The sequence below is a fragment of the Ligilactobacillus sp. JN-6 (Y).1 genome (genome assembly GCF_058111525.1).
This window is the reverse complement of record NZ_CM176599.1, coordinates 1,848,172-1,872,117: the sequence shown is the minus strand read 5'-3', so window position 1 is coordinate 1,872,117 and position 23,946 is coordinate 1,848,172. Positions and strand designations below refer to the sequence as shown.

Genomic DNA, 23,946 nt, shown 5'->3' with positions numbered 1-23,946 from the left:
GGGTTGCCTTTACTTTATTTACATATAAAACGTTGGATACTACTAAAAAAGCGAGTCTCACTTCATCAGCAAGACTCGCTTTATTTCTATTATCATATTATTTAACATGCAACAATCTTCTCAGTGACCCAGCTTTTGAACCTAGCACCTTGTCAGCAACTCTTGTCTTCAAAGTTAACCAGGCATAAACATAAGCACCGCCACCGACGGCGAAGATCAGTACAACCACGGCCATGAAACGGCTATACTTACTGAGAAATAACCCTAAACCAAAGACGATCGCTAAAACGACCACAAACATGATCAAGGAAAAGGTCATGACCTGATTGAATCTCTTCATTAAACGCTCGAGATCTAAACCAAATTCATAGTAAAGATACCGAATCATCAAAATACCTGAAACAGCAGTCCCGATCCCCGTAGCGAGCACCGGACCATAACCATGCAGCCAGACTGTCATCGGCACTTGCAAGATCAACTTGATCACCAGACCCACGATCGTATATTTGATCGCTATTTTATTGCGATAGACCCCTTGCAAAACAGAGGCCATCAATGAAAACAAGCCAAGCGCTAATGCAGTGTAGGCCGAAACGCTCATGATGTAAACTCCCATATGCTCGTAGGAATAAAACAAAACATATAGCGGACGGGCAACAGCGGCCATTCCCAGTGATGCTGGTAACATAATAAAGAAAAACAGCTCTAAAGTATCGGTAACCTGATCGCGAGTACCTTGTTGGTCGCCTTTTGTGACAAACTCTGATAAAAGTGGGATCGCAGTGGACGCCATCGCGATCGCCAGTGAAACGATGATCATTACCAGCTTATTAGCATTCCCTGCGAACAAGGCATACTGAGCATTGATACTATCTAGGGTAAAATTCGTGACCTTCTGCATGATCGGCTGGAAAGTATACTGGTCAAACAAATTATACAAAGTCATTGAAATACTGATAAAAATAAACGGGATGGATTGATAGATGATCTCTTTGATCAATTCACCATCCGAAACATCGATCACATTCGCACTACTATTTGCTAAGTTATCAAACTTTGTCCGCTGTTTTAAATAGTAAAAAACTAGCAAGACGATCCCGCCGATCGCCCCGAAAAAGGCACCGAGAGTTGAATGAACAACACCTAATTCATAATGACCATTTAAAACCTTCATGATCAAATATGTAGCGGCTAACATATAAACAATGCGTACGACTTGTTCGATCAGCTGGGAGATCGCTGAAGGGGCCATGTCTTGGTAACCTTGAAAGAATCCCCGTGCCAAGCTCATGACTGGTATCAAGATCAATGCCAAAGACAACGAGCGATAGATCGGTACCATTCTCGGATCTCCCTGTGAGATCCAGGGGGAAATGATCCATAAAAGCCCCGCCGAAAAAACACCTAGACCTAGCATCAAGAGCAACGTCTTTTTAAACAGGCGACGACCGACTTGATATTCATTTAACGAATTGTAATGCGAAACTTGCTTTGCCACTGCGGATGGGATCCCAGCCGTAGCGATCATAATAAACAAACTATAAACAGTATATCCTTTTGTATACAAAGCGTTGGCTTGCAGTTTGTCACTGCCAAACCAACCATACCAAGGAATGATATAAATTGCTCCTAAAATTCTTGAAAAAATACTGCCCGCCGTCATCCACGCGGACCCTTTTAACATCTTTTCTTTAGCAGTAGGTTCAGATCCAGCTGGTTTGAGCTGCTCTTCACTTGACTGGACCTTGCGTTCACTCATCAAAATAAACCTGCTTTCTTTTTGGTATTTTGACATTACCTTCACAAAAGCAATGCTGACTTTTTATAAATAACATTAAATTTATATTCACAACCATTTTATAGAAATTGCCGGTCATTAGCAATTGTTTCCGGCAAAGATTATGAAATAATAAAGAAAATTCGTCCAAAAAAATGGAAGCACCCGCAAGTACTTCCATTTCATGCTTATTTTTGTGCAAACTTTCTATTTTCCAATTACGATATTAACAAGTTTGTTTGGTACAGCGATAACTTTCTTGACCTCTTTATCAGCCAATTCTTCCTTGACCTTGTCGTCAGCCAAAGCCAGTTCTTGCATTTTATCCCTTGAAGTATCACGTTCAATTTCAAGATGCTGGCGGATCTTTCCGTTGACCTGAACCACGATCTGCACTGAATTATCAACTAACAGGCTGTCATCATATGTTGGCCATTGAGCATAAGTGATAGTTCCGACACGTCCCAGTCTGGACCACAACTCTTCAGCAATATGCGGTGTGACCGGCGCCATCATTTTGACAAAGCCTTCCATATATTCCAATGGCAAAGAATCTTGCTTATAGCATTCATTAACAAACACCATCAGAGAAGAAATTGCAGTGTTGAAATGCAATTCCGTAAAGTCTTCAGTAACTTTCTTAACAGTCTGATTATAGACCTTGTCTAGCTTATGATCATTGATCGTAGTTACACGATCACGCAGTTCACCTTCGTCATCGATCAATAAGTTCCAGACACGTTTGATAAACTTATGTGCCCCATTCAAGCCATCTTCACTCCATGCGATCGAGGCGTCAAGCGGGCCCATGAACATTTCATACAAACGTAAAGTATCGGCACCATACTGATCAACGATATCATCTGGATTGACGACATTACCTTTGGACTTGGACATCTTTTCATGGTTATTTCCCAAGATCATTCCCTGGTTGACCAGCTTCTGGAATGGTTCCTTGGTTGGAACGACTCCGATATCATACAAGAATTTATGCCAGAAGCGAGCATAAAGCAGATGCAAAACTGCGTGTTCAGCGCCACCAACGTAGAGGTCGACCGACATCCACTGCTTTAATTTGTCATAATCTGCCAAGGCATCTTCGTTGGTTGGATCAACATAACGTAAGAAGTACCATGAACTGCCAGCCCATTGCGGCATAGTGTTAGTTTCACGTTTACCTCTACGCCCATTTTCAACGACATTGACCCAATCAGTCAAGTTAGCCAACGGGCTTTCACCCGTACCGGAAGGTTTGATATCTTTAGTTCTTGGCAAAAGCAATGGTAATTGATCTTCTGGCACTAAGGAAGTTTCCCCATCTTCCCAATGGATCACAGGAATAGGCTCACCCCAGTATCTTTGACGAGAAAACAACCAGTCACGTAAACGATAATTGACCTTCTTCTCACCGATCTTCTTTTCATTGAGCCAATCGATCATTTTATCGATAGCTTCTTGTTTACCCAGACCATTCAAAAAATCTGAGTTAATATGTTTCCCGTCGCCTACATATGCTTCTTTAGTAATGTCTCCGCCTTCGATGACTGGCGTGATCGGTAAGTCAAACTTCTTTGCGAATTCGTAATCACGTTCGTCGTGTGCTGGTACGACCATGATAGCACCAGTTCCGTAAGAAGCCAAAACATAGTCGGCGATCCAGATCTGGACCTTCTGCCCGTTAGCAGGATTGATCACGTAACTCCCGGTAAAGACACCAGTTTTATTCTTAGCTAAGTCAGTCCGTTCCAAATCAGACTTATGTGAAACTTCGGCCACATAACTCTCAACGGCTTCTTTTTGTTCTGGAGTCGTCAACTTTTTGACAAGTTCATGTTCCGGTGCCAAGACCATACATGCTGCACCAAAAATCGTATCGGGACGGGTAGTGAAAACTTCGATCTCATCCTCATGACCAGCAACCCTGAAACGGATCGAAGCTCCGATCGAACGACCGATCCAGTTGCGTTGCTGTTCCTTGATCGCTTCTGGCCAGTCAAGGTCATCAAGATCATCGATCAGCCGGTCTGCATAAGCAGTGATCTTCAAGACCCACTGACGCATTGGCTTATGAACGACAGGAAAGCCCCCACGTTCTGTCTTGCCGTCGATAACTTCTTCGTTAGCGACAACTGTACCCAGATCTGGACTCCAGTTCACGGGAACTTCTGCTTCGTAAGCCAAGCCCTTTTTATACAATTGTTCAAAGATCCACTGCGTCCACTTATAATAACTAGGATCTGTTGTGTTGATCTCACGGCTCCAATCATAAGAAAGTCCAAGCGACTTGATCTGTCGCCGAAAATTCTCGATATTAGCTTTAGTAAATTCACGTGGAGAATGACCAGTATTCAAAGCATACTGTTCTGCTGGTAAACCAAAAGCATCCCAGCCCATTGGGTGCAAAACATTGTAACCTTGCATCCGTTTCATCCGAGCAACGATATCTGTTGCTGTATAACCTTCCGGATGACCCACATGCAAACCTTGCCCAGATGGATAGGGAAACATATCCAATGCATAATAGTTTTTCTTTTTCGGATCTTCTGTTGTTTTGAAGGTCTCGTGTTCAGCCCAATAATTCTGCCACTTTTTTTCAATTTGTTTATGATCGTAAGCCATTGATCAAAGACTTCCTTTCCTATTTGTTAAAATAAAAAAAGTCCTATACATACTTCTCCAAAGGAGAAATGTATAGGACGAATCACTCGCGGTACCACCTAATTTTCGACAAATTGCCGACACTCGATTTCATAACGGGAAATACCGTCCTTGTTTACTTCATTCAACAAGAAACTCAAAGGTGAGTTCAAACTGATAAGCATTGTGCTCACACCAACCGCACACTCTCTGTTACACCGCTCAGCTTTACTGATCCTTCTCAACGTTAATATTAACTATAACTATAGCAAATCAAATTTTTTAATGCAATAGCCGAATCAACTTGTGTTATTTTAATTTTAATTTCTGTCCCACATAGATCGTATCAGAAACGAGATGGTTCAAGGACTTCAGCTGGTTAACTGTCATCTTATTTCTGGTTGCGATCCGCCACAAAGAATCATGGGACTGTACTATATATGCGCTCTTTTTCGTAGTAGCATTTTTTGTAGAATGTGTCTTATTGACCGAAGAACGTCCTTGGACTTTCAAAGTTTGGCCGATATAGATCACGCTGCCTGTCAAATGATTCAACTGCCGTAACTTAGAAATCGTAATATTATGCGCATTAGCGATCGACCACAAACTATCATTGCTCTTTACGACGTAAGTGCCACTGTTTTGTTTGCTAGTAGATGCTGGCTTAGAACTCTGTTTGTTTTTGCCAGCATTAGACTGGCCACCTTTGACTTGTAATTTCTGACCAACTCTGATCAAGTCACTAGTTAACTTGTTTGCCGCCTTTAAGGCCGTAATTGACATATTATGTTTCTGTGCAATCGACCATAGGGAATCACCAGATTTGACGGTATAACTGCCCCGAGAGTTATTCTTGTTTGTTTGTTGTTGCCCTTTATTGCCTTTGTTAGTCGATGAAGCATGATTTGCGTTTGTCTTACTTGTCTGTGGCTTACTCAAGTTTAACTTTTGGCCAACATAGATCAGATCAGAACTCATTTTATTGATCGCTTTGATCTGAGCGACACTCAAACCGTGAGAATGAGCGATCGACCACAAAGAATCATGTGCCTTGACAGTATAACTGCCCTTTTGGGACTTGTTAGAATTATTAGTTGGCTTATTAGTGGAAGTCGGCTTTGAACTGTGGCTTGACTGCTTGCTTTTCCCAGGAGCTGCGACTTTTAGCGTTTGGCCAACGTAAATAATATCTGATTTTAATTTATTCCAACTTCTTAAATTGGCAACACTAGTTTGATATTTTTGTGCGATCGACCACAAACTATCTCGTTTTTGAACCTTATGTGTCTTCGAGTTTGAAGCCGACGGTTTAGACGGTGCGGGTTTCGTTGGCTTCGGCTTCGTAGGTTGCGAACCTGAATTACCATTATTATTTGAAGCTGAACCACTAAGTTTCAACTTTTGGCCAACAGAAATATTATCACTGCTCAAGTTATTTATCCGCTTCAAAGTTGCAACACTCATACCGTGAGCTTTAGCGATCCGGTATAAATTATCGCCAGCTTTAACCGTATATTGTCCACTGGTTTGTCCTGTACTTGTATTACTTGGGCGATGATCCTGGCCTGAATTAGAATTAGGCAGTGTTGATGGATTATTTCCTGCTGAGCTGGACTTACTATCATATTGTTTAAGGCCGTACGTATTGATGATCCTCTTCAATGTCGCAGCATAATTTGGATCAGTTGCATATGTACCATAACGGCCATTTGCCAAATTTACGGCTGCTTGTTCTACAGTAGCGGCCTTTGCTGTTGAGTTAGGAAAACGCCCTACTATCAAATTAGCGTAAGTATTCATACTTTCGGCGTAACTACCATACTTCTGAAATTTAGCCAAAACCGTATGATTTTTACCGCCATAAAATTCATTAGTCTTCATTTGGACATAAGAGCCGGCTCCAGTCCACTTTACACCAAATAAATTATGCGCTTGAGTCGCTAAAGTACTGCTACCCCAACCACTTTCTAAACCCGCCTGCGCGATCATCATTGAAGCATAAAGACCGCGTTGACGTGCTACTCGCATTGCCGAAGGCGCAATTTCAGAAATAAAAGATTGTGGACTTCGATAAACCGTCACAGAGCTGCGCAAAAGATCATTATTGTTTCCTGAAATAACTGGTGCATCCTGGGCAGACACAGTCTGCTTTTTAGGCTGCTCTTGAGTAGTATCCTGAGTCTGATTTGACTTCTCACTTTCACTATTTTGACCATAAGTAGGATTTGCCTGTGCTGTATTATTTGTAGTGGCAGATGACGAATTACGATCATTATTTTGTGGGGTCGCTGCTGACCCTTGAGTTGACGCCGAGCTATTCGCTATTTCTTGCGAATTATTATTGTTGTTATTAGCTTGATCGTTTGTAACCTGGACCGTTGAATCAGCCAAAGCTTTGGTACGACTTAAACCGATGCCAGCCGTCCCCATTATGACAGTGGTGCCAAGATATGTAGTAGCTTTCTTGACCGACCTAAAATTTTCGGTCAGTTGAAGTGTCTTTTCCTGTTCAATTCTGTCTTTTCTCTTTTTCAATTTTTTAACCCCCTAAATCCACACAACCTGAACTCCCTAAAAAAGTTCTTAATATGCATTACAACCCTCTAAAATGATTATGTCAGCTTACATTATATCATTGAACCAGTTAAAAATGCACTAAAATTGTTCGCACTAAAAAACAGCCCATAAAGGACTGTTTGAACTTACTCTTTTAACATTACTTACCAAATTTCGCCTGTAGATCTGCAACTTTATCAGTCTGTTCCCAAGGCAGGTCAATATCTGTCCGTCCAAAGTGACCATAAGCAGCAGTCTGTTTGTAAATTGGGCGACGAAGATCAAGCATTTGTATGATACCTTCTGGGCGAAGATCAAACACATCACGAATCGCATCGACTAATTCTTGGCTCTTAACTTTGCCTGTGTCAAATGTATTGACCGACACAGATACGGGCTGAGCAACACCGATTGCATAAGCCAACTGGACTTCGATCTCAGTTGCCAACCCAGCGGCAACGATATTTTTAGCGATGTAGCGTGCTGCATAACTTGCAGAACGGTCAACTTTCGTAGCATCCTTACCTGAAAATGCACCACCACCGTGATGAGCATAGCCACCGTATGTATCTACGATGATCTTTCTACCAGTCAAACCAGCATCACCTTGTGGTCCACCAATAACAAAGCGGCCTGTTGGATTAACAAAATACTTAGTCTCGTCATCCAATAATTCAGCTGGGATTACTTGTTTGATCACGTGTTCTAACACATCAGCACGGATCTGGTCTAGAGTAACATCAGGCTTGTGTTGTGTTGAGATAACGATCGTATCGACCCTATACGGGTGATTTTCGTCGTCATATTCGACAGTTACTTGAGCCTTTGCATCCGGCCCTAAATATGTTAACTGACCAGACTTCCGCACATCGGCGATCTTACGCATGAGCTTATGACTTAAGATGATAGGCAGTGGCATTAATTCTGATGTTTCGCTGTTTGCATAGCCAAACATCATTCCTTGGTCACCAGCGCCGATCGAATCAAGTGCATCAGAATTCCCTTCTTTGCTCTCGAGCGATGTATCTACACCGAGAGCAATATCAGGTGACTGTTCATCAATAGCTGTCATGACTGCACAATTATCACCGTCGAAACCAAATTCATTGTCAACATAACCAATGTCTTTGATCGTCTGACGGGTAACTTTTTGAATATCGACATAAGCTGAAGTCGATACTTCACCAACAACTACAACCAACCCCGTCGTAACAGTAGTCTCGACTGCGACACGAGCATTTGGATCTTGTTCAAGCATGGCATCTAAAATGCCGTCACTGATCTGATCAGCGATCTTATCTGGATGTCCTTCAGAGACTGACTCTGAAGTAAATAAATGTCTTTCTGACAATGTAATTCCCCCACTATCTTTTTAATAATTGGTTACAAGGCATCTTCATAAAACATGAATCCTTTCGGGAATGAGTTGTAACGTTAATATCTTAACACAAAAAAATTGAGGCGTATACTTTATTACGCTTACCAAACTATTTTACGGACAGAGTCAATTCACTCGAATTCGATGAGGCAACTATGTAGTTTTCAATTCCTACACAAAAAAACCATTCCCAGAAGGAATGGCAAATTTATATAGTCACAACGGTCCTAACCGGATTTGAACCGGTGATCTCCTGCGTGACAGGCAGGCGTGATAAACCCCTACACCATAGGACCAAAAAATTGCGGGAGCAAGATTTGAACTTGCGACCTTCGGGTTATGAGCCCGACGAGCTACCAGACTGCTCCATCCCGCGATAATATAAATATTAAAGTGACCCGTACGGGATTTGAACCCGTGTTACCGCCGTGAAAGGGCGGTGTCTTAACCACTTGACCAACGGGTCATAACAAATACGGAGAAGGAGAGATTCGAACTCTCGCGCCGTTTTACCGACCTACACCCTTAGCAGGGGCGCCTCTTCAGCCACTTGAGTACTTCTCCAAATGGGCCTAAATGGACTCGAACCATCGACCTCACGCTTATCAGGCGTGCGCTCTAAACCAGCTGAGCTATAGGCCCATAACGACATGTAGTCGTAAGCGGGTAACGAGAATCGAACTCGCGACAACAGCTTGGAAGGCTGTGGTTTTACCACTAAACTATACCCGCATTTTAGAATGAATGGCGCGGGACGGAATCGAACCGCCGACACACGGAGCTTCAATCCGTTGCTCTACCGACTGAGCTACCGAGCCATCAATGTTTAACCTGAGTCAATAGGACTCAAAATTAAGCGGTCCTAACCGGATTTGAACCGGTGATCTCCTGCGTGACAGGCAGGCGTGATAAACCCCTACACCATAGGACCGAATTGCGGGAGCAAGATTTGAACTTGCGACCTTCGGGTTATGAGCCCGACGAGCTACCAGACTGCTCCATCCCGCGATAATATAAAAGGAGGATAAGAGATTCGAACTCTTGCGTGGTATGACCCACCTGACGGTTTTCAAGACCGTTCCCTTCAGCCAGACTTGGGTAATCCTCCATAAATAGTTTCATACGATAAAAATCCATTGAAACTATGGACCTTGTAGGACTCGAACCTACGACAGGACGGTTATGAGCCGTCTGCTCTAACCAACTGAGCTAAAGGTCCAAGCTCTGGTATGAAAAATCGCGGCAGGGGGGATCGAACCCTCGACCTCCCGGGTATGAACCGGACGCTCTAGCCAGCTGAGCTACACCGCGATAAAAAAACATATTAATCGGGAAGACAGGATTCGAACCTGCGACCCCCTGGTCCCAAACCAGGTGCTCTACCAAGCTGAGCTACTTCCCGATCAATGCACCCAGTAGGAGTCGAACCTACAACCTTCTGATTCGTAGTCAGACACTCTATCCAATTGCGCTATGGGTGCATATAATCAAAATGCCGAGGACCGGAATCGAACCGGTACGGTGATCACTCACCGCAGGATTTTAAGTCCTGTGCGTCTGCCTGTTCCGCCACCCCGGCAGTATTTTGACAAGCGGAAGACGGGATTCGAACCCGCGACCCCCACCATGGCAAGGTGATGTTCTACCACTGAACTACTTCCGCATATGCCGACTAGACGATTCGAACGCCCGACCCTCTGATTACAAATCAGATGCTCTACCAACTGAGCTAAGTCGGCAAACTTGTAAAGACAACTTTATCAGTTTACCAAACAGATAACCGCTTGTCAAGATTATCATGGGATAATAATGAGTCGTGACAGGCTCGAACTGTCGACCCTCTGATTAAAAGTCAGATGCTCTACCAACTGAGCTAACGACTCAAGAAAATGGAGGATACAGGGCTCGAACCTGTGACCCTCTGCTTGTAAGGCAGACGCTCTCCCAACTGAGCTAATCCTCCAAAAAACAAGCGCGGCAGCTACCTACCCTCACAGGGGGCGATCCCCCAACTACTCTCGGCGTAACGAAGCTTAACTGCTGTGTTCGGCATGGGAACAGGTGTAGCCTTCGTGCCCTCACCACCGCACTCGTATTTCTTTCTTTGAGAGATCCGCTCCCTCAAAACTGACTAACATTCATCCTTGCTCGCTGCTTTCACCGAGTCCTGCGCCACTCTGTGGTCAAGTCCTCGACCGATTAGTAATGGTCCGCTCCATGCCTCGCGGCACTTCCACTGCCATCCTATCTACCTGATCATCTCTCAGGGGTCTTACTTCCAGAAAGGAATGGGAAATCTGATCTTGAGGTGAGTTTCGCACTTAGATGCTTTCAGCGTTTATCTCGACCACACTTAGCTACCCAGCGCTGCCTTGGGCAAGACAACTGGTACACCAGCGGTGTGTCCATCCCGGTCCTCTCGTACTAAGGACAGATCCTCGCAAATTTCCTACGCCCGCGACGGATAGGGACCGAACTGTCTCACGACGTTCTGAACCCAGCTCGCGTACCGCTTTAATGGGCGAACAGCCCAACCCTTGGGACCGACTACAGCCCCAGGATGCGATGAGCCGACATCGAGGTGCCAAACCTCCCCGTCGATGTGGACTCTTGGGGGAGATAAGCCTGTTATCCCCAGGGTAGCTTTTATCCGTTGAGCGATGGCCCTTCCATGCGGGACCACCGGATCACTAAGCCCGACTTTCGTCCCTGCTCGACTTGTCAGTCTCACAGTCAAGCTCCCTTCTGCCTTTACACTCTGCGAATGATTTCCAACCATTCTGAGGGAACCTTTGGGCGCCTCCGTTACCTTTTGGGAGGCGACCGCCCCAGTCAAACTGCCTACCAGACACTGTCTCCCGCCGGGATCAACCGGCGCGGGTTAGAGTGTTCATACAACGAGGGTAGTATCCCACCACTGCCTCCCACGAGACTAGCGTCCCGTGTTCTACGGCTCCTACCTATCCTGTACAAGTTGCACCAACACCCAATATCAAGCTACAGTAAAGCTCCATGGGGTCTTTCCGTCCTGTCGCGGGTAACCCGCATCTTCACGGGTATTATAATTTCACCGAGTCTCTCGTTGAGACAGTGCCCAGATCGTTACGCCTTTCGTGCGGGTCGGAACTTACCCGACAAGGAATTTCGCTACCTTAGGACCGTTATAGTTACGGCCGCCGTTTACTGGGGCTTCGATTCTGAGCTTCGCTCACGCTGACTCATCCTCTTAACCTTCCAGCACCGGGCAGGCGTCAGCCCCTATACATCATCTTACGATTTTGCAGAAACCTGTGTTTTTGATAAACAGTCGCCTGGGCCTATTCACTGCGGCTGGTCGTCAGACCAGCACCCCTTCTCCCGAAGTTACGGGGTCATTTTGCCGAGTTCCTTAACGAGAGTTCACTCGCTCACCTGAGGATACTCTCCTCGACTACCTGTGTCGGTTTGCGGTACGGGTGGACCGATCCTTGCTAGGAGCTTTTCTCGGCAGTGTGACCTGACTTCCTTCGCTACTTAAATTTCGCTCCCCATCACAGCTCATCTTCCGCCAGGAAAAGCATTTGACTCGTCCTGCAACTCGCTGCTTGGACGTGCACTTCCAGCTGCACGCTCCGTTAGCCTCCTGCGTCCCTCCATCGCTCAAACAGACCGGTCCAGTACAGGAATCTCCACCTGTTGCCCATCGCCTACGCCTTGCGGCCTCGGCTTAGGTCCCGACTGACCCTGGGAGGACGAGCCTTCTCCAGGAAACCTTAGTCTTACGGTGGGTCAGATTCTCACTGACCTTGCGCTACTCATACCGGCATTCTCACTTCTAAGCGCTCCACCGGTCCTCACGGTCCGGCTTCTGCGCCCTTAGAACGCTCTCCTATCACCCGACCTGACGGTCGGATCCACAATTTCGGTAATGTGTTTAGCCCCGTTACATTTTCGGCGCAGGATCACTCGACTAGTGAGCTATTACGCACTCTTTGAATGGTGGCTGCTTCTGAGCCAACATCCTAGTTGTCTGTGCGATCCCACATCCTTTTCCACTTAACACATATTTAGGGACCTTGATTGGTGGTCTGGGCTGTTTCCCTTTCGACTACGGATCTTATCACTCGCAGTCTGACTCCCGGGACAAGATCAGTGGCATTCGGAGTTTATCTGAATTCAGTAACCCCAGACGGGCCCCTAGTCCAAACAGTGCTCTACCTCCACGATCCTTAACTCCCGAGGCTAGCCCTAAAGCTATTTCGGAGAGAACCAGCTATCTCCAAGTTCGTTTGGAATTTCACCGCTACCCACACCTCATCCCAGCATTTTTCAACATACACGGGTTCGGTCCTCCGGTGCGTTTTACCGCACTTTCAACCTGGACATGGGTAGGTCACTTGGTTTCGGGTCTACGTCAACGTACTCAGTCGCCCTGTTCAGACTCGCTTTCGCTGCGGCTCCGGTCTTTCCACCTTAACCTGGCACGTTAACGTAACTCGCCGGTTCATTCTACAAAAGGCACGCCATCACCCCTTAACGGGCTCTGACTAATTGTAGGCACATGGTTTCAGGAACTGTTTCACTCCCCTCCCGGGGTACTTTTCACCTTTCCCTCACGGTACTGGTCCACTATCGGTCACTAGGCAGTATTTAGCCTTGGGAGATGGTCCTCCCGGATTCCGACGGAGTTTCACGTGCTCCGCCGTACTCAGGATCCTGGACTGAGGAAGGACTGTTTCGCTTACGGGGCTGTCACCCTGTCTCGCCGGCTTTCCCAAGCCGTTCAGCTACAGTGCTTCTTGCTAACTCAAATGTCCAGTCCTACAACCCCAAGAAGCAAGCTTCTTGGTTTGGGCTGTCCCCCGTTCGCTCGCCGCTACTAAGGGGATCGATCTTTCTTTCTGTTCCTGCAGGTACTTAGATGTTTCAGTTCCCTGCGTCTGTCCTCGCCTGACCTATGTATTCAGCCAGCGATCATGACTCGTTACAGTCATCGGGTTGCCCCATTCGGAGATCTCCGGGTCATTGCTTACTTACAGCTTCCCGAAGCATATCGCAGTTAGTCACGTCCTTCATCGACTCCTAGTGCCAAGGCATCCACCATGCGCCCTTCCTAACTTGACCTGACATTTATCGTAGATAAATGGGTCATGAGTTTGCGTTTACTACTTCATTTTGAATTCTTGTTTGAAACTCTTTCAAACGCGGTGTTCTCGGTTTAATAAAATTATTGATCAAGAAATAAATGTTATTCAGTTTTCAAAGAACGGATCTGAGAGTAGACCTCTCAAAACCAAACAAAGTTTCTGTACAAATCGTGTGAGTTTCCGTAATTTTTCCTTAGAAAGGAGGTGATCCAGCCGCAGGTTCTCCTACGGCTACCTTGTTACGACTTCACCCCAATCATCTGTCCCACCTTAGACGGCTGGCTCCAACTGGTTACCGCACCGGCTTTGGGTGTTACAAACTCTCATGGTGTGACGGGCGGTGTGTACAAGGCCCGGGAACGTATTCACCGCGGCATGCTGATCCGCGATTACTAGCGATTCCGACTTCACGTAGGCGAGTTGCAGCCTACGATCCGAACTGAGAACGACTTTCAGAGATTAGCTGAACCTCGCGGTCTCGCGACTCGTTGTATCGTCCATTGTAGCACGTGTGTAGCCCAGGTCATAAGGGGCATGATGACTTGACGTCATCCCCACCTTCCTCCGGTTTGTCACCGGCAGTCTCGCCAGAGTGCCCAACTGAATGCTGGCAACTGACAATAAGGGTTGCGCTCGTTGCGGGACTTAACCCAACATCTCACGACACGAGCTGACGACAGCCATGCACCACCTGTCATTTTGTCCCCGAAGGGAAATGCTGATCTCTCAGATGGTCAAAAGATGTCAAGACCTGGTAAGGTTCTTCGCGTTGCTTCGAATTAAACCACATGCTCCACCGCTTGTGCGGGCCCCCGTCAATTCCTTTGAGTTTCAATCTTGCGATCGTACTCCCCAGGCGGAATGCTTAGTGCGTTAGCTGCGGCACCGAAGGGCGGAAACCCTCCAACACCTAGCATTCAGCGTTTACAGCGTGGACTACCAGGGTATCTAATCCTGTTCGCTCCCCACGCTTTCGAACCTCAGCGTCAGTTACAGACCAGAGAGCCGCTTTCGCCACTGGTGTTCTTCCATATATCTACGCATTTCACCGCTACACATGGAGTTCCACTCTCCTCTTCTGCACTCAAGTCTCCCAGTTTCCAATGCACTTCTCCGGTTAAGCCGAAGGCTTTCACATCAGACTTAAAAGACCGCCTGCGTTCCCTTTACGCCCAATAAATCCGGACAACGCTTGCCACCTACGTATTACCGCGGCTGCTGGCACGTAGTTAGCCGTGACTTGCTGGTCAGATACCGTCAGCGGGACAACAGTTACTTTATCCCGTGTTCTTCTCTGACAACAGTATTTTACGATCCGAAGACCTTCTTCATACACGCGGCGTTGCTCCATCAGACTTGCGTCCATTGTGGAAGATTCCCTACTGCTGCCTCCCGTAGGAGTTTGGGCCGTGTCTCAGTCCCAATGTGGCCGATCAACCTCTCAGTTCGGCTACGTATCATCACCTTGGTAAGCCGTTACCTTACCAACTAGTTAATACGCCGCGGGCTCATCCAAAAGCGACAGCTAAAAGCCGTCTTTACCCGGCCGACCATGCGGTCAGCCGGTCGATGCGGTATTAGCACCTGTTTCCAAGTGTTATCCCCCACTTTTGGGCAGATTGCCCACGTGTTACTCACCCGTTCGCCACTCGCCCTGCCAACGCTGAATGCAAGCATTCAGTGTCGACAGTTTGCGTTCGACTTGCATGTATTAGGCACGCCGCCAGCGTTCGTCCTGAGCCAGGATCAAACTCTCATTTTAAAGTTTGTGACTCATAAATTTTACTAGCGAATTGACTTCGCAAATGTTGTTTGCACTTATCACTAGGATAAGCGACCTCACACATTTGATTTGTCGAAACTTTGTTCAGTTTTCAAAGATCTACTCGCATGATTCAAACTATTAAAAGTTCAATCACAACGACATTTATTATATCAATAACAGAATTAGTTGTAAAGAACTTTTTTATAACTGATGAAGTTTTTTTTAAAGCTAAAAGCCAACAACATCAACCAAAAATAGAATATCATTAAAATAATTAAATGTCAAAAGAAACTTAAAAAATTCTTATTTAAATTATTCTATATCGCCGCAAGCGACAAGAAATATAATACCAGCATATACTGCCAGCGGTCAAGTACTTTTTTTATTTACCTGCATCAATATCATCCAATGCTTGAGAGATCCAACCTTCAAGCCTATCGCGAATTGGTTTAAAGCCAGTAGAAACACCACGATCTGTCCAGTAATTCTTATGCTGAAATCTAGCACGTTTACGCGATCGAGAAAAATCAAACGGCTTTTCCAAACAACGAATTGACAAAGAGATTTTTTCCGTATACAAATCAATATCTATTATCATTACAGAAACCTCTTGCCCTACCTTTAAAAACTTAGAAACATCATCAACAAAACCGTGATGACATTCTGATATATGGATCAATCCTTGCGTATGTTCATCTAAAGCAACAAAAGCACCATATGGCTGAATGCCGGTGACATGTCCAGTAATAACTTGTCCTATACGATATTCCGCCATTATGTCTTACCCCCTTACAATGTAATATTGGACTTTATTCAATAACCACACTTTTAATTTTTATATCATCGACCGGCTTATCCTGGGCACCAGTTTGAACTGCCGCCATCTGATCAACAACATCAAGTCCAGTGATCACCTGCCCGAAAACAGTATGTCTATGATCCAACCAAGGTGTTCCTCCATTTTGATACATATCAATGACCTCTTGCGGATAATTAGCAGCTTTCATTTGTTCGACCAAATCTGCGGGAACTTGAGTGCTTTGCACAATGAAAAATTGGCTACCGTTAGTATTTGGACCAGCATTCGCCATAGATAATGCGCCACGAATGTTAAACAACTCCAGCGAAAATTCGTCCTCGAAGGGAGAGCCATAAACACTTTGACCGCCCATTCCTGTACCAGTCGGATCGCCGCCTTGTACCATAAATTCAGGGATTACGCGATGAAAAATAGTGCCATCATAATAATGATTTTGTGCTAAGCTGACAAAATTCTTAACTGTTTTAGGTGCCTGCTCTGGAAACAACTGAACTTTTATTTCACCCATCGTAGTGGAAATTTTTGCATGTGGTCCGTTAACGTTCTTTAAATCTGATTGTGGATAATTCATAATAAGCTCCTTAGGTTTTTTATACTCCATCAATAATACAAAAAATCCGCTAAATTTACCAATTTATTTTACTACTTATTAATGCTAGTCTATAAAATGAATGTTTTATTTAACTTGGGTTTAGTGATGGTAAAAAGGATCCTCAAGATCCTTATTGATCAAAGAGAGCCAAAATCAAGTCTATCCTTTGCCCAGCATCGAAGGGAGCATTTTTCTCATAATGAATGATAACAATGAATACTATGACTTGACCATCATCGGTGGCGGTCCAGTTGGCATGTTCGCAGCTACGTATGCACGTATGCACATGGCCAAAACTCAAATAATTGAAAGCCTTGATAATCTAGGCGGTCAGGTAACTGCCTTATTCCCTGCAAAAACTTTATATGATATCCCAGCTTATTATCAAACATCCGGTAAAGACTTGATCAAAAATTTGAACGAGCAAACTCATGCGTTTGAGCCTGACGTTTTCTTAAAAGAAACGGTTGAATCCTTTACGAAGACAGATAAGGGCTTTGAAATCAAAACTACCAAGCGTACTACCTATAGTAGAGCGATCATTATCGCAGCCGGTATAGGGTCGTTTGAACCACGTAAGCTAAGAGTTGATAATGCAGCGGATTTCGAAGGCCGCCAATTACACTATTTTATTTCTGATCCTTCGAAATTTAAAAATAAAAACATTGCTCTAGCCGGCGGAGGAGATTCAGCAATCGACTGGGCTCTTGAATTAGCACCTATTGCTGAATCCGTCACGGTGATCCACCGTCGAGATAAGTTCAGAGCATTAGAAAGTAGTATAAATACCTTACAGCAAAGAGAAAATGTCAGTTTCTTGACTCCCTACACGATCAAAGGCCTTAAAGAAACCTCAAAAATGCGGCTGGATATTATTTTGCAAAAAGCGCGTGATAAAGAAAGAAAAAGTGTTATCTTCGATGACTTGATCGTCAATTACGGTTTTTCTTCCAGCAACACGATCATAGAATCCTGGGGTCTAGAAATGCAACGTCATGCCATTAAAGTCAGCGAAAAACAAGAAACCTCTGTCCCGGGCATTTATGCGATCGGAGATATTGCTTATAAAGAAGGACGCCCTGCTTTGATCGCATCCGGCATGGGAGAAGCCCCTACGGCAATAAATAATGCTTTACTTTACGTCTTTCCTGACCGGCGACAGCCAGCTCACAGTACAGAATTAATGCTTAAATACAACAAGTAAAATTTGCTTAAAGCCAGCGAAAAGCTTTGAACTGTTAGCTTCAAAAAAGTATAATGATCTAATCAATAACATAAGGAGAAAAAAGATTTGGCAAATTTAATCGATTTCGTATTACACATCGACGGTCACCTAATTAATATTGTGAACAACTTCGGCGGTTGGACATATTTGATCTTGTTTCTTATCATATTCGTGGAGACCGGTGCGGTGATCTTACCCTTTCTACCCGGCGATTCTTTATTATTTGCCGCGGCTGCTCTAGCAGCAAACCCAGATTATGATTTAAACATCTGGATCTTCTTAGCATTATTCTTGCTAGCCCCTATTCTTGGAGATAGTACCAACTTTATGATCGGCCATTTTCTTGGCAATAAGTTAAAGTCTGCAAAATGGTTTCAAAAGGCAGTCAAACCGGAATACTTAGAGCGAACAGAAAAGTTCTTTGAAAAGCATGGTGCGATGTCGATTACACTGGCACGCTTCATGCCCATTATTCGAACATTTGCACCTTTTATCGCAGCCGGATCAGGACTCAAGTATAATAGCTTCATTAAACACAATGTTATCGGAGCAACAATTTGGGTAGCGTTGTGCTGTGGAGCAGGTTACTTTTTTGGCAACTTATCTTTCGTTAAAGAGCATTTTTCGATGATAATCATTGGGATCGTCATTGTCTCGTTGATTCCTGCTATAGTTGGTGTTATCAAAGGCAGCTCCGAAAGCTCAAATACAAAAACCGACGAATAACAAAAAAGATCTCGTTGTTAGGGTGATCCCTAATCGCAAGATCTTTTTATTTGGCCTTCAAGCTTTTTTTACCAATAATGATCAACACTACCATGATAAATATAAATAAGATAAAGAATAAGACAAAGCAAGCCAAGAAAAATTCATCCGGCAACGCCTCTATGATCGGATCTTTAGTTGGGTCAAAGATCCAGTCGTTATTTCTAAACAAGATCTTGTGAAATGCCACAAAAAATTGCTGAAATGAGACGATCAGCATGAACACCAAAACAGCCAGGCCCATTAGCGTGATCTGCGCGGGCGCAATCAAACTCCAAAGCATTTGACGCTTCTTTAAGTTCCTTAAATAATAAATACTGATCGGTGTACCAATGATCAATACAACATAGTCCAACAAAAATAAACGCTTAACATCCGCAAAATGCTGCAAACCATTTGCCGAACTGGGTAAAGTCATGTTTAAAGAAGTCACCCACGGAAAATTTAAATAGTTCAGCAAGTGCTGATAATCCTTGATCAGGCCATTTCTTGTTAAGCTAACCGTATCAGCAAGATGCTGCTGATCCACAAATAGATAATACAAAGGCCGAAAATTAATGACCAATGCAATACATAAAGAAAATATCGTCAAAAATAAGACGATATTCAATAACCATTGGTTCTTTATTCTATTTACCATGGATTATCTCCCAATCATCAAGTGAATCGAGCTCATAGGTCGGTTTGATCTCTTTTCGTTGTACCTGGGCTTTGGTAGAAACACCAGTATAAACTAACAAGGTGTCTACTCCAAAGTTGATCCCAGCAGTAATGTCAGTCATATAATTATCACCGACCATGACAACTTGTTTTTTCTCTAGCCCCATCTGTGCCAAGGCCTTTTCCATAATGATAGTTTCAGGTTTTCCTATAAAAGTAGCTTTTTGCTGAGTCGCTTTTTCCACTAAAGCGATCAATGAACCAGCACCAGGAACTAACCCTCGTTCATTCGGCAAGTTTGTATCTGCATTTGTTCCTATAAAACGTGCTCCGTTTTTGATCGCTAAAGTCGCTAATTCAAATTTGTGATACGTGACATCATAATCCAGGCCCACTACCACAGAAGCAGGATCATCTTCCTCAAACGCAAATCCTCGACCTAATAAAGCTTTCTTTAAGCCGATCTCGCCAATCGCATAGACAGAGCGTTGGTTAATATCCAAATCAGCCAAATAGTCCGCCGTTGCTAAAGCGGACGTAAAAACATTGTTCACTCCAACATGGATGTCGAAATTGTTTGCTAAGTTTTGTACTACCTTTTCAGGTTCTTGAGTACTATTATTGGTCACAAACAAAAAGGGAACATTCTCAGCCTGTAACCGTTCAATAAACCTCTTAGCTGCTGGTATTTTTTCTTTACCCCGATATATTGTCCCATCTAAGTCGATCATATAGCCCTGGTAATTTTTCATCAAAATTCTCTCTTTCTGCACTAAATTTAAACAACCATTTTCAAAAAAACCTATTTCTGTCGGATCACAAAATGCCTCTTATTTGCATGTTTATTTTGTTTCGCCGTCTTGGCAGGCTGTTTTTTCTTTCTTTCATGAACAGCATAACTTTTCTCCGAAGTATAAGGGTTATTTTTTGCTCTTCTCTTTTTTTGACGCCGTTTTCGATTCTTGTTATTTCCTGTCTTATGTCCTTTATTTGGTCGCTCATTATCATAAAGCTCTTTATCCAATGTGGACCTTGGCTTTTGCTTTTGGACCTCTATATTACGCAATACAAAATAGGGACAGCCAAAATTACAATATTCAAATAAATAATCTTGCAAACGGTCAATATTTTGTGAAGGAAGCCCTTTCTTGCTGCCATTCTTGTAAAAGCCATGCAGACGCAACTGATCAAAGCCCATATCACCAACGATATAATCATATTTAGTCAAGATCTCACTAAAACGTTCTTCTAATTTTTCAACGTCAAACCCCTCATGAAAATCAACTAAAAGCTCATAAGGGCGCCCATCTATCGTTAAATGAATTTTGTCAGTCATTACCACTTCACTCGCATATGCCTTGATAGCTTCTGCTTTTTTTGCAAGCTGAGCTTCCCTTCGTTCTTTCTTTTCAGTATTCACTAAAGTTTCCTCCAAAATTTAAAACACGAATAATTATACTATACCGGATATTTCTGCGCAAAGTGATCTCCTAGGGCATCGCGCAAAAAGCGATCACCAATATATGAAATATCTCCTGCAATTTCAAGTGTCGGGAAAAAAGGTCCATAGATAAAATTATCCACCGTACCAAACGTGTACGTTTTTTCCGGATCAAGCGGATGCCCATGCCATAAAACTTGTTTGTCAGCAGCCTTATACTCAATACCATCGTATACGAGTTCTCCAAAAACCGTCCCACGGAAACCATTTCCCTTAACGATAGAGCGACGCAAATGCTTACGATTTTTTTCCATTTCACGGATCAAACGCCAGATATTATAGCCTGATAAGTTTGCACGCACCATTCTCATTGGATGAGGCAATAGCTGGTGCAAGTTGTTTTTAGTCAATGTGCCTTGTTTCAGATCTCCCAAAAATAAACCCGCGTTTAAAATAGATGTGGAAGTACCTGTAATTTCTTCTACCGCTTGCAAGCCTTCATGCATCAATGAAGAATCACGAACGCGCGACCCAAGATAATCATGAGGCAAAACAGCTACCTTTTGCATGTTTAAGATATGTTTTCCTCTTTTAGTATAATTCGAGACTTCATTTTCATCACCCATTGCCTCTGGTAAATCTGAGGTAGCGATCGTTTGAGCTTTTTTACTGATAACTTGCTGCTTGTCACTAGAGTAACTCAAAGAAACTCGACCGATATACTGGCCCCATTTACCGGCGGCACAGACTAAGGTATCACCGTCAAACTCACCGTTTTCCAGTAAGTGATGCGTGTGGCTACCCAAGATCACATCAAACTCCGGATATTTCTCGGAAATATAACGATCCATATCAATTCCAAGATGAGACAGTAAGACTAAAACATCCACCCGCGGCCGCAACATCTTTACCATGTCCGGCAAAACCTGATCGACATCTAGGGCTAACCAATCATTCATCGCATAAGTTGGACCAAAAGGAGCAGTACAAGCCAACAAACCAACTTTAGTATTATTTTTAGTTTTGATTATTTTCGAAACTTTGACCCAAGAAGGTCTTTTTTTTGTACGCAGATCGATCAAATTATCTAAAACAACTGGTGCTTTGCTTTTTGTGTAGAGAGCTGCCAGTTGTTCATGCGAATTACCGATACCTTCATTATTTCCAATCGTTAGTGCATCATAGTCAACTGTGTTTAACAACTCAACATTGAACTTGCCATCTGTAGCTTCAGTCAACGGATGAACTCGGTCCATCGCATCCCCTAAGTCAACTGTGATTACTGTTTGGCCCTGATCTTCCAAAGACTTTTTTGTTCTTTGGAGATATCTTCTCACTTTTGGCCAATTTTCAAAATGAGAATGAAAATCATTGGTGTGTAAAATCGTAATTTTTTCATTCATCGCATTAAACCTATTTCCTTTTCTGAAAATCCATCTTTTTATTTTTAACTATTTCAACCACTTCTTTTTGAGAGAATGGTCGGCCAAACGGTCGCTTGCTTTGCGCCAAATAATCTACTTCTGGAGTATCAACACCAACATTAATGTTAGAATCCGAATTAACAGAAAAGTGATGAATATGTCCGTGCAAATTGATACTATTGACTGAGACACCAATAATCAATGGATAATGTGTCAAAAAGAACTGATAATGGTCAAATTTTAGTATTAGTCCCACATCATAAAAAAGGAACTTATCCTTACCTCCAGGCGTTTGCAATTGATTGCGACTTAAATATTTGATCTGCGAGCGCGGATCATGATTTCCTTTAATAAAAACGATCTGTCCGTTAAGTTGAGACAATACATCCAGTACCTTTTCATGACCTGCCTGATTGGATCTCGTCTGTGCCACATCTCCTAAGTGATAAACCGTATCCTCAGGCCCGACAACATCATTCCAATGGTCGATAATCGTTTGGTTCATTTCGGCCACAGTTAAAAAATCACGTGCAGCAAAATGTTGGTCATGCTTTAAATGTTCGTCAAAAAAATGTGTATCTGCTGTAAAAAAAATCATTATCTCGCCCCTCGTCGCTCTCTCACTGTCAATTTTACACTGAATTTTGCTACAAAAAAAGATTCTGCTCTCAAGCCCAAACTAAAAACAGCTAATAAACGCGAGGTCGCCCCCTGTCTATCAGCTATTTAAAATATCATTAGTTCGCGATACTCAATTTTTCATTCGAGATCCACTGATCGATCTGCACAAGAAAATCACTAAATTCTTTCTTTTCTTTGAATGAAGGAAAATCTCCCAATAATACTTGTTGTGCCTGATGAGCACCATTACCCTTTTTTTGTAACAGCAATAAAGATTTTTGTGATTTTTCTGAAGCAAACAACTCAGCAGGTAAGTTTAATAGCGCCTGCAAATAACCAGTTTTTTGAATATATTTTAGCAAGGTCTGAGCTTCTTTTGTTTCGAACAGACCCCGCGGGATCGCAAAAATACCGACTCCTCCTGGTTGCAAGATTTCTAACGAACGCTCGATCAAAATATGATGCACGTATGAATGACCAGTTTTTGCGTGTGTTTCAAATCTTTGCACTCTATCGTCCAGAGGATAATAGCCCACAGGCAGATCACTCAAAACTACATTTGCAGGCTTAAGCGGAAGATCCCCGATCGCGTCTTGGTGGATCAAGTCAATATTTTGTTCTTCGAGTTGAGCTGCAATACTTGCAATGGCCAATAAGGTATCATCATTATCGACGCCTACGCCGTGTAACTTTTTCCATCCACTCGACTGCAAACGGTTCATGACCGCCCCAAGCAAATTACCTGTACCAACGACTAAGTCAAGTAATTCGAGTTCTTGGTCAGGACGACTTAATTTTTCGATGAAATATTCAATCAAAACGCCGATCGAATCAGGTGTCATTTGGTGATTAGCTTGGATTCTTTCTTGTCTATAGGAGCGCAATAAAACAAGCTGGATCACCTGACGGATCTCTTCTGATTTAAAATATTTAAAATCAAGTTTTCGATAGATTCCTTCTAACTCTGTGACTACATCTTTATCCAATTCATCGTTTTCATTATAAACCTCTCCACCCTCAAGCAGATCATCAGCGACCTGGATGAAAGCATCTAAATACGAAAGATCTTCGTTTTTTTGCATCAAGTCGATCGCTTGTTCCAGCAGATCATATGTCTTCTTTATATCTTCTAATTCCAACACGTTCACCTCAATTATCT

General features: G+C 43.5%; 14 protein-coding genes, 19 tRNA genes, 3 rRNA genes, 1 riboswitch and 1 other annotated feature. Of the genes, 2 read left to right on the top strand and 34 right to left on the bottom strand.

Translation table 11 applies throughout. The features are described from left to right. Positions 1–97 precede the first annotated feature (97 nt). From AC3XNE_RS08740 to AC3XNE_RS08605, 28 genes are all read right to left on the bottom strand, one after another. Positions 98–1,759, bottom strand: a complete 1,662-nt coding sequence (locus tag AC3XNE_RS08740; protein ID WP_489831683.1) for a putative polysaccharide biosynthesis protein — start codon at positions 1,757–1,759, stop codon at positions 98–100. A gap of 225 nt (positions 1,760–1,984) precedes the next feature. Continuing rightward, on the bottom strand, positions 1,985–4,396 hold the full coding sequence (leuS, locus tag AC3XNE_RS08735; RefSeq protein WP_489831682.1) for a leucine--tRNA ligase: 2,412 nt from the start codon (positions 4,394–4,396) through the stop codon (positions 1,985–1,987). A 70-nt stretch (positions 4,397–4,466) separates the two neighbouring features. After that, positions 4,467–4,668 (bottom strand) — a binding site (T-box leader). A 55-nt stretch (positions 4,669–4,723) separates the two neighbouring features. Continuing rightward, positions 4,724–6,949 carry a LysM peptidoglycan-binding domain-containing protein gene (locus tag AC3XNE_RS08730; RefSeq protein WP_489831681.1) on the bottom strand — a complete coding sequence of 742 codons (2,226 nt, stop codon included), beginning with the start codon at positions 6,947–6,949 and terminating at the stop codon, positions 4,724–4,726. Positions 6,950–7,130: 181 nt separating this feature from the next. Next, the gene (metK, locus tag AC3XNE_RS08725) at positions 7,131–8,321 is read right to left on the bottom strand and encodes a methionine adenosyltransferase (protein WP_489831680.1); all 1,191 of its coding nucleotides are present in this window, start codon (positions 8,319–8,321) and stop codon (positions 7,131–7,133) included. Continuing rightward, positions 8,319–8,407, bottom strand: a riboswitch (SMK box riboswitch). (Overlaps the previous gene by 3 nt.) Before the next feature lie 163 nt (positions 8,408–8,570). Further along, positions 8,571–8,644, bottom strand: a tRNA-Asp gene (locus AC3XNE_RS08720). Between the two features lie 6 nt (positions 8,645–8,650). Beyond that, positions 8,651–8,724: transfer RNA gene (locus tag AC3XNE_RS08715), tRNA-Met, on the bottom strand. An 18-nt stretch (positions 8,725–8,742) separates the two neighbouring features. Next, positions 8,743–8,814 (bottom strand) — tRNA-Glu (locus AC3XNE_RS08710). A 10-nt stretch (positions 8,815–8,824) separates the two neighbouring features. After that, positions 8,825–8,912 (bottom strand) — tRNA-Ser (locus AC3XNE_RS08705). A gap of 3 nt (positions 8,913–8,915) precedes the next feature. Then, positions 8,916–8,990: transfer RNA gene (locus AC3XNE_RS08700), tRNA-Ile, on the bottom strand. Positions 8,991–9,009: 19 nt separating this feature from the next. Beyond that, positions 9,010–9,080 (bottom strand) — tRNA-Gly (locus AC3XNE_RS08695). 13 nt (positions 9,081–9,093) lie between these two features. After that, positions 9,094–9,166, bottom strand: a tRNA-Phe gene (locus AC3XNE_RS08690). 39 nt (positions 9,167–9,205) lie between these two features. Next, positions 9,206–9,279 (bottom strand) — tRNA-Asp (locus AC3XNE_RS08685). Between the two features lie 3 nt (positions 9,280–9,282). Next, a tRNA-Met gene (locus AC3XNE_RS08680) sits at positions 9,283–9,356 on the bottom strand. 10 nt (positions 9,357–9,366) lie between these two features. Next, positions 9,367–9,456: transfer RNA gene (locus tag AC3XNE_RS08675), tRNA-Ser, on the bottom strand. Between the two features lie 37 nt (positions 9,457–9,493). Then, positions 9,494–9,567: transfer RNA gene (locus AC3XNE_RS08670), tRNA-Ile, on the bottom strand. 18 nt (positions 9,568–9,585) lie between these two features. Beyond that, positions 9,586–9,659, bottom strand: a tRNA-Met gene (locus AC3XNE_RS08665). 17 nt (positions 9,660–9,676) lie between these two features. Next, positions 9,677–9,750, bottom strand: a tRNA-Pro gene (locus tag AC3XNE_RS08660). 5 nt (positions 9,751–9,755) lie between these two features. Beyond that, positions 9,756–9,829, bottom strand: a tRNA-Arg gene (locus AC3XNE_RS08655). 12 nt (positions 9,830–9,841) lie between these two features. Beyond that, positions 9,842–9,927, bottom strand: a tRNA-Leu gene (locus tag AC3XNE_RS08650). A 12-nt stretch (positions 9,928–9,939) separates the two neighbouring features. Continuing rightward, positions 9,940–10,011: transfer RNA gene (locus tag AC3XNE_RS08645), tRNA-Gly, on the bottom strand. A 3-nt stretch (positions 10,012–10,014) separates the two neighbouring features. Next, a tRNA-Thr gene (locus AC3XNE_RS08640) sits at positions 10,015–10,087 on the bottom strand. A gap of 71 nt (positions 10,088–10,158) precedes the next feature. Next, positions 10,159–10,231: transfer RNA gene (locus AC3XNE_RS08635), tRNA-Lys, on the bottom strand. Between the two features lie 7 nt (positions 10,232–10,238). Then, positions 10,239–10,311 (bottom strand) — tRNA-Val (locus AC3XNE_RS08630). A gap of 9 nt (positions 10,312–10,320) precedes the next feature. Continuing rightward, positions 10,321–10,437, bottom strand: a 5S ribosomal RNA gene (rrf, locus tag AC3XNE_RS08625). Positions 10,438–10,527: 90 nt separating this feature from the next. Then, positions 10,528–13,451: ribosomal RNA gene (locus AC3XNE_RS08620) — 23S ribosomal RNA — on the bottom strand. 220 nt (positions 13,452–13,671) lie between these two features. Next, positions 13,672–15,236, bottom strand: a 16S ribosomal RNA gene (locus AC3XNE_RS08615). Together the 16S, 23S and 5S rRNA genes with 19 tRNA genes alongside form the textbook arrangement of a ribosomal RNA operon. Before the next feature lie 385 nt (positions 15,237–15,621). Beyond that, positions 15,622–16,014, bottom strand: a complete 393-nt coding sequence (locus AC3XNE_RS08610) for a CvfD/Ygs/GSP13 family RNA-binding post-transcriptional regulator (protein ID WP_489831679.1) — start codon at positions 16,012–16,014, stop codon at positions 15,622–15,624. A 34-nt stretch (positions 16,015–16,048) separates the two neighbouring features. After that, positions 16,049–16,630: a peptidylprolyl isomerase gene (locus tag AC3XNE_RS08605; RefSeq protein ID WP_489831678.1), complete on the bottom strand. Its 582-nt coding sequence runs from the start codon at positions 16,628–16,630 to the stop codon at positions 16,049–16,051. A 220-nt stretch (positions 16,631–16,850) separates the two neighbouring features. On the opposite strand from AC3XNE_RS08605, the gene AC3XNE_RS08600 reads away from it, so the two are divergent. Further along, positions 16,851–17,855, top strand: a complete 1,005-nt coding sequence (locus AC3XNE_RS08600; RefSeq protein ID WP_489831677.1) for an NAD(P)/FAD-dependent oxidoreductase — start codon at positions 16,851–16,853, stop codon at positions 17,853–17,855. Between the two features lie 87 nt (positions 17,856–17,942). After that, positions 17,943–18,602 carry a VTT domain-containing protein gene (locus tag AC3XNE_RS08595; protein WP_489831676.1) on the top strand — a complete coding sequence of 220 codons (660 nt, stop codon included), beginning with the start codon at positions 17,943–17,945 and terminating at the stop codon, positions 18,600–18,602. Between the two features lie 46 nt (positions 18,603–18,648). Here the strand turns inward: AC3XNE_RS08595 and AC3XNE_RS08590 are convergent, their stop codons facing one another. The 6 genes from AC3XNE_RS08590 to AC3XNE_RS08565 all read right to left on the bottom strand — a co-directional run bounded on the left by AC3XNE_RS08590 (position 18,649) and on the right by AC3XNE_RS08565 (position 23,929). Further along, positions 18,649–19,281 carry a TIGR01906 family membrane protein gene (locus tag AC3XNE_RS08590; RefSeq protein WP_489831675.1) on the bottom strand — a complete coding sequence of 211 codons (633 nt, stop codon included), beginning with the start codon at positions 19,279–19,281 and terminating at the stop codon, positions 18,649–18,651. Next, positions 19,271–20,053, bottom strand: a complete 783-nt coding sequence (locus AC3XNE_RS08585) for a TIGR01457 family HAD-type hydrolase (protein WP_489831674.1) — start codon at positions 20,051–20,053, stop codon at positions 19,271–19,273. The genes AC3XNE_RS08590 and AC3XNE_RS08585 overlap by 11 nt, the downstream gene beginning before the upstream one ends. Before the next feature lie 50 nt (positions 20,054–20,103). Beyond that, on the bottom strand, positions 20,104–20,721 hold the full coding sequence (locus tag AC3XNE_RS08580; RefSeq protein ID WP_489831673.1) for a YutD family protein: 618 nt from the start codon (positions 20,719–20,721) through the stop codon (positions 20,104–20,106). A 38-nt stretch (positions 20,722–20,759) separates the two neighbouring features. After that, positions 20,760–22,145, bottom strand: coding sequence for a bifunctional metallophosphatase/5'-nucleotidase (locus tag AC3XNE_RS08575; protein WP_489831672.1), 1,386 nt, complete (start codon positions 22,143–22,145; stop codon positions 20,760–20,762). A gap of 10 nt (positions 22,146–22,155) precedes the next feature. Next, entirely contained in the window at positions 22,156–22,764 is a 609-nt protein-coding gene (locus AC3XNE_RS08570) for a metallophosphoesterase (RefSeq protein WP_489831671.1), read from the bottom strand. A gap of 139 nt (positions 22,765–22,903) precedes the next feature. Next, a complete protein-coding gene (locus AC3XNE_RS08565; protein ID WP_489831670.1) occupies positions 22,904–23,929 on the bottom strand; it encodes a class I SAM-dependent methyltransferase in 1,026 nt (341 codons plus the stop codon). Between the last annotated feature and the right edge of the window lie 17 nt (positions 23,930–23,946).

What these genes read in the sequence shown, in the direction of transcription:
- AC3XNE_RS08740 (WP_489831683.1), bottom strand. Translation starts at nt 1,759, where the DNA reads ATGAGTGAACGCAAGGTCCAGTCAAGTGAAGAGCAGCTCAAACCAGCT.
- leuS (WP_489831682.1), bottom strand. Translation starts at nt 4,396, where the DNA reads ATGGCTTACGATCATAAACAAATTGAAAAAAAGTGGCAGAATTATTGG.
- AC3XNE_RS08610 (WP_489831679.1), bottom strand. Translation starts at nt 16,014, where the DNA reads ATGGCGGAATATCGTATAGGACAAGTTATTACTGGACATGTCACCGGC.
- AC3XNE_RS08605 (WP_489831678.1), bottom strand. Translation starts at nt 16,630, where the DNA reads ATGAATTATCCACAATCAGATTTAAAGAACGTTAACGGACCACATGCA.
- AC3XNE_RS08600 (WP_489831677.1), top strand. Translation starts at nt 16,851, where the DNA reads ATGAATGATAACAATGAATACTATGACTTGACCATCATCGGTGGCGGT.
- AC3XNE_RS08590 (WP_489831675.1), bottom strand. Translation starts at nt 19,281, where the DNA reads ATGGTAAATAGAATAAAGAACCAATGGTTATTGAATATCGTCTTATTT.
- AC3XNE_RS08585 (WP_489831674.1), bottom strand. Translation starts at nt 20,053, where the DNA reads ATGAAAAATTACCAGGGCTATATGATCGACTTAGATGGGACAATATAT.
- AC3XNE_RS08575 (WP_489831672.1), bottom strand. Translation starts at nt 22,145, where the DNA reads ATGAATGAAAAAATTACGATTTTACACACCAATGATTTTCATTCTCAT.
- AC3XNE_RS08570 (WP_489831671.1), bottom strand. Translation starts at nt 22,764, where the DNA reads ATGATTTTTTTTACAGCAGATACACATTTTTTTGACGAACATTTAAAG.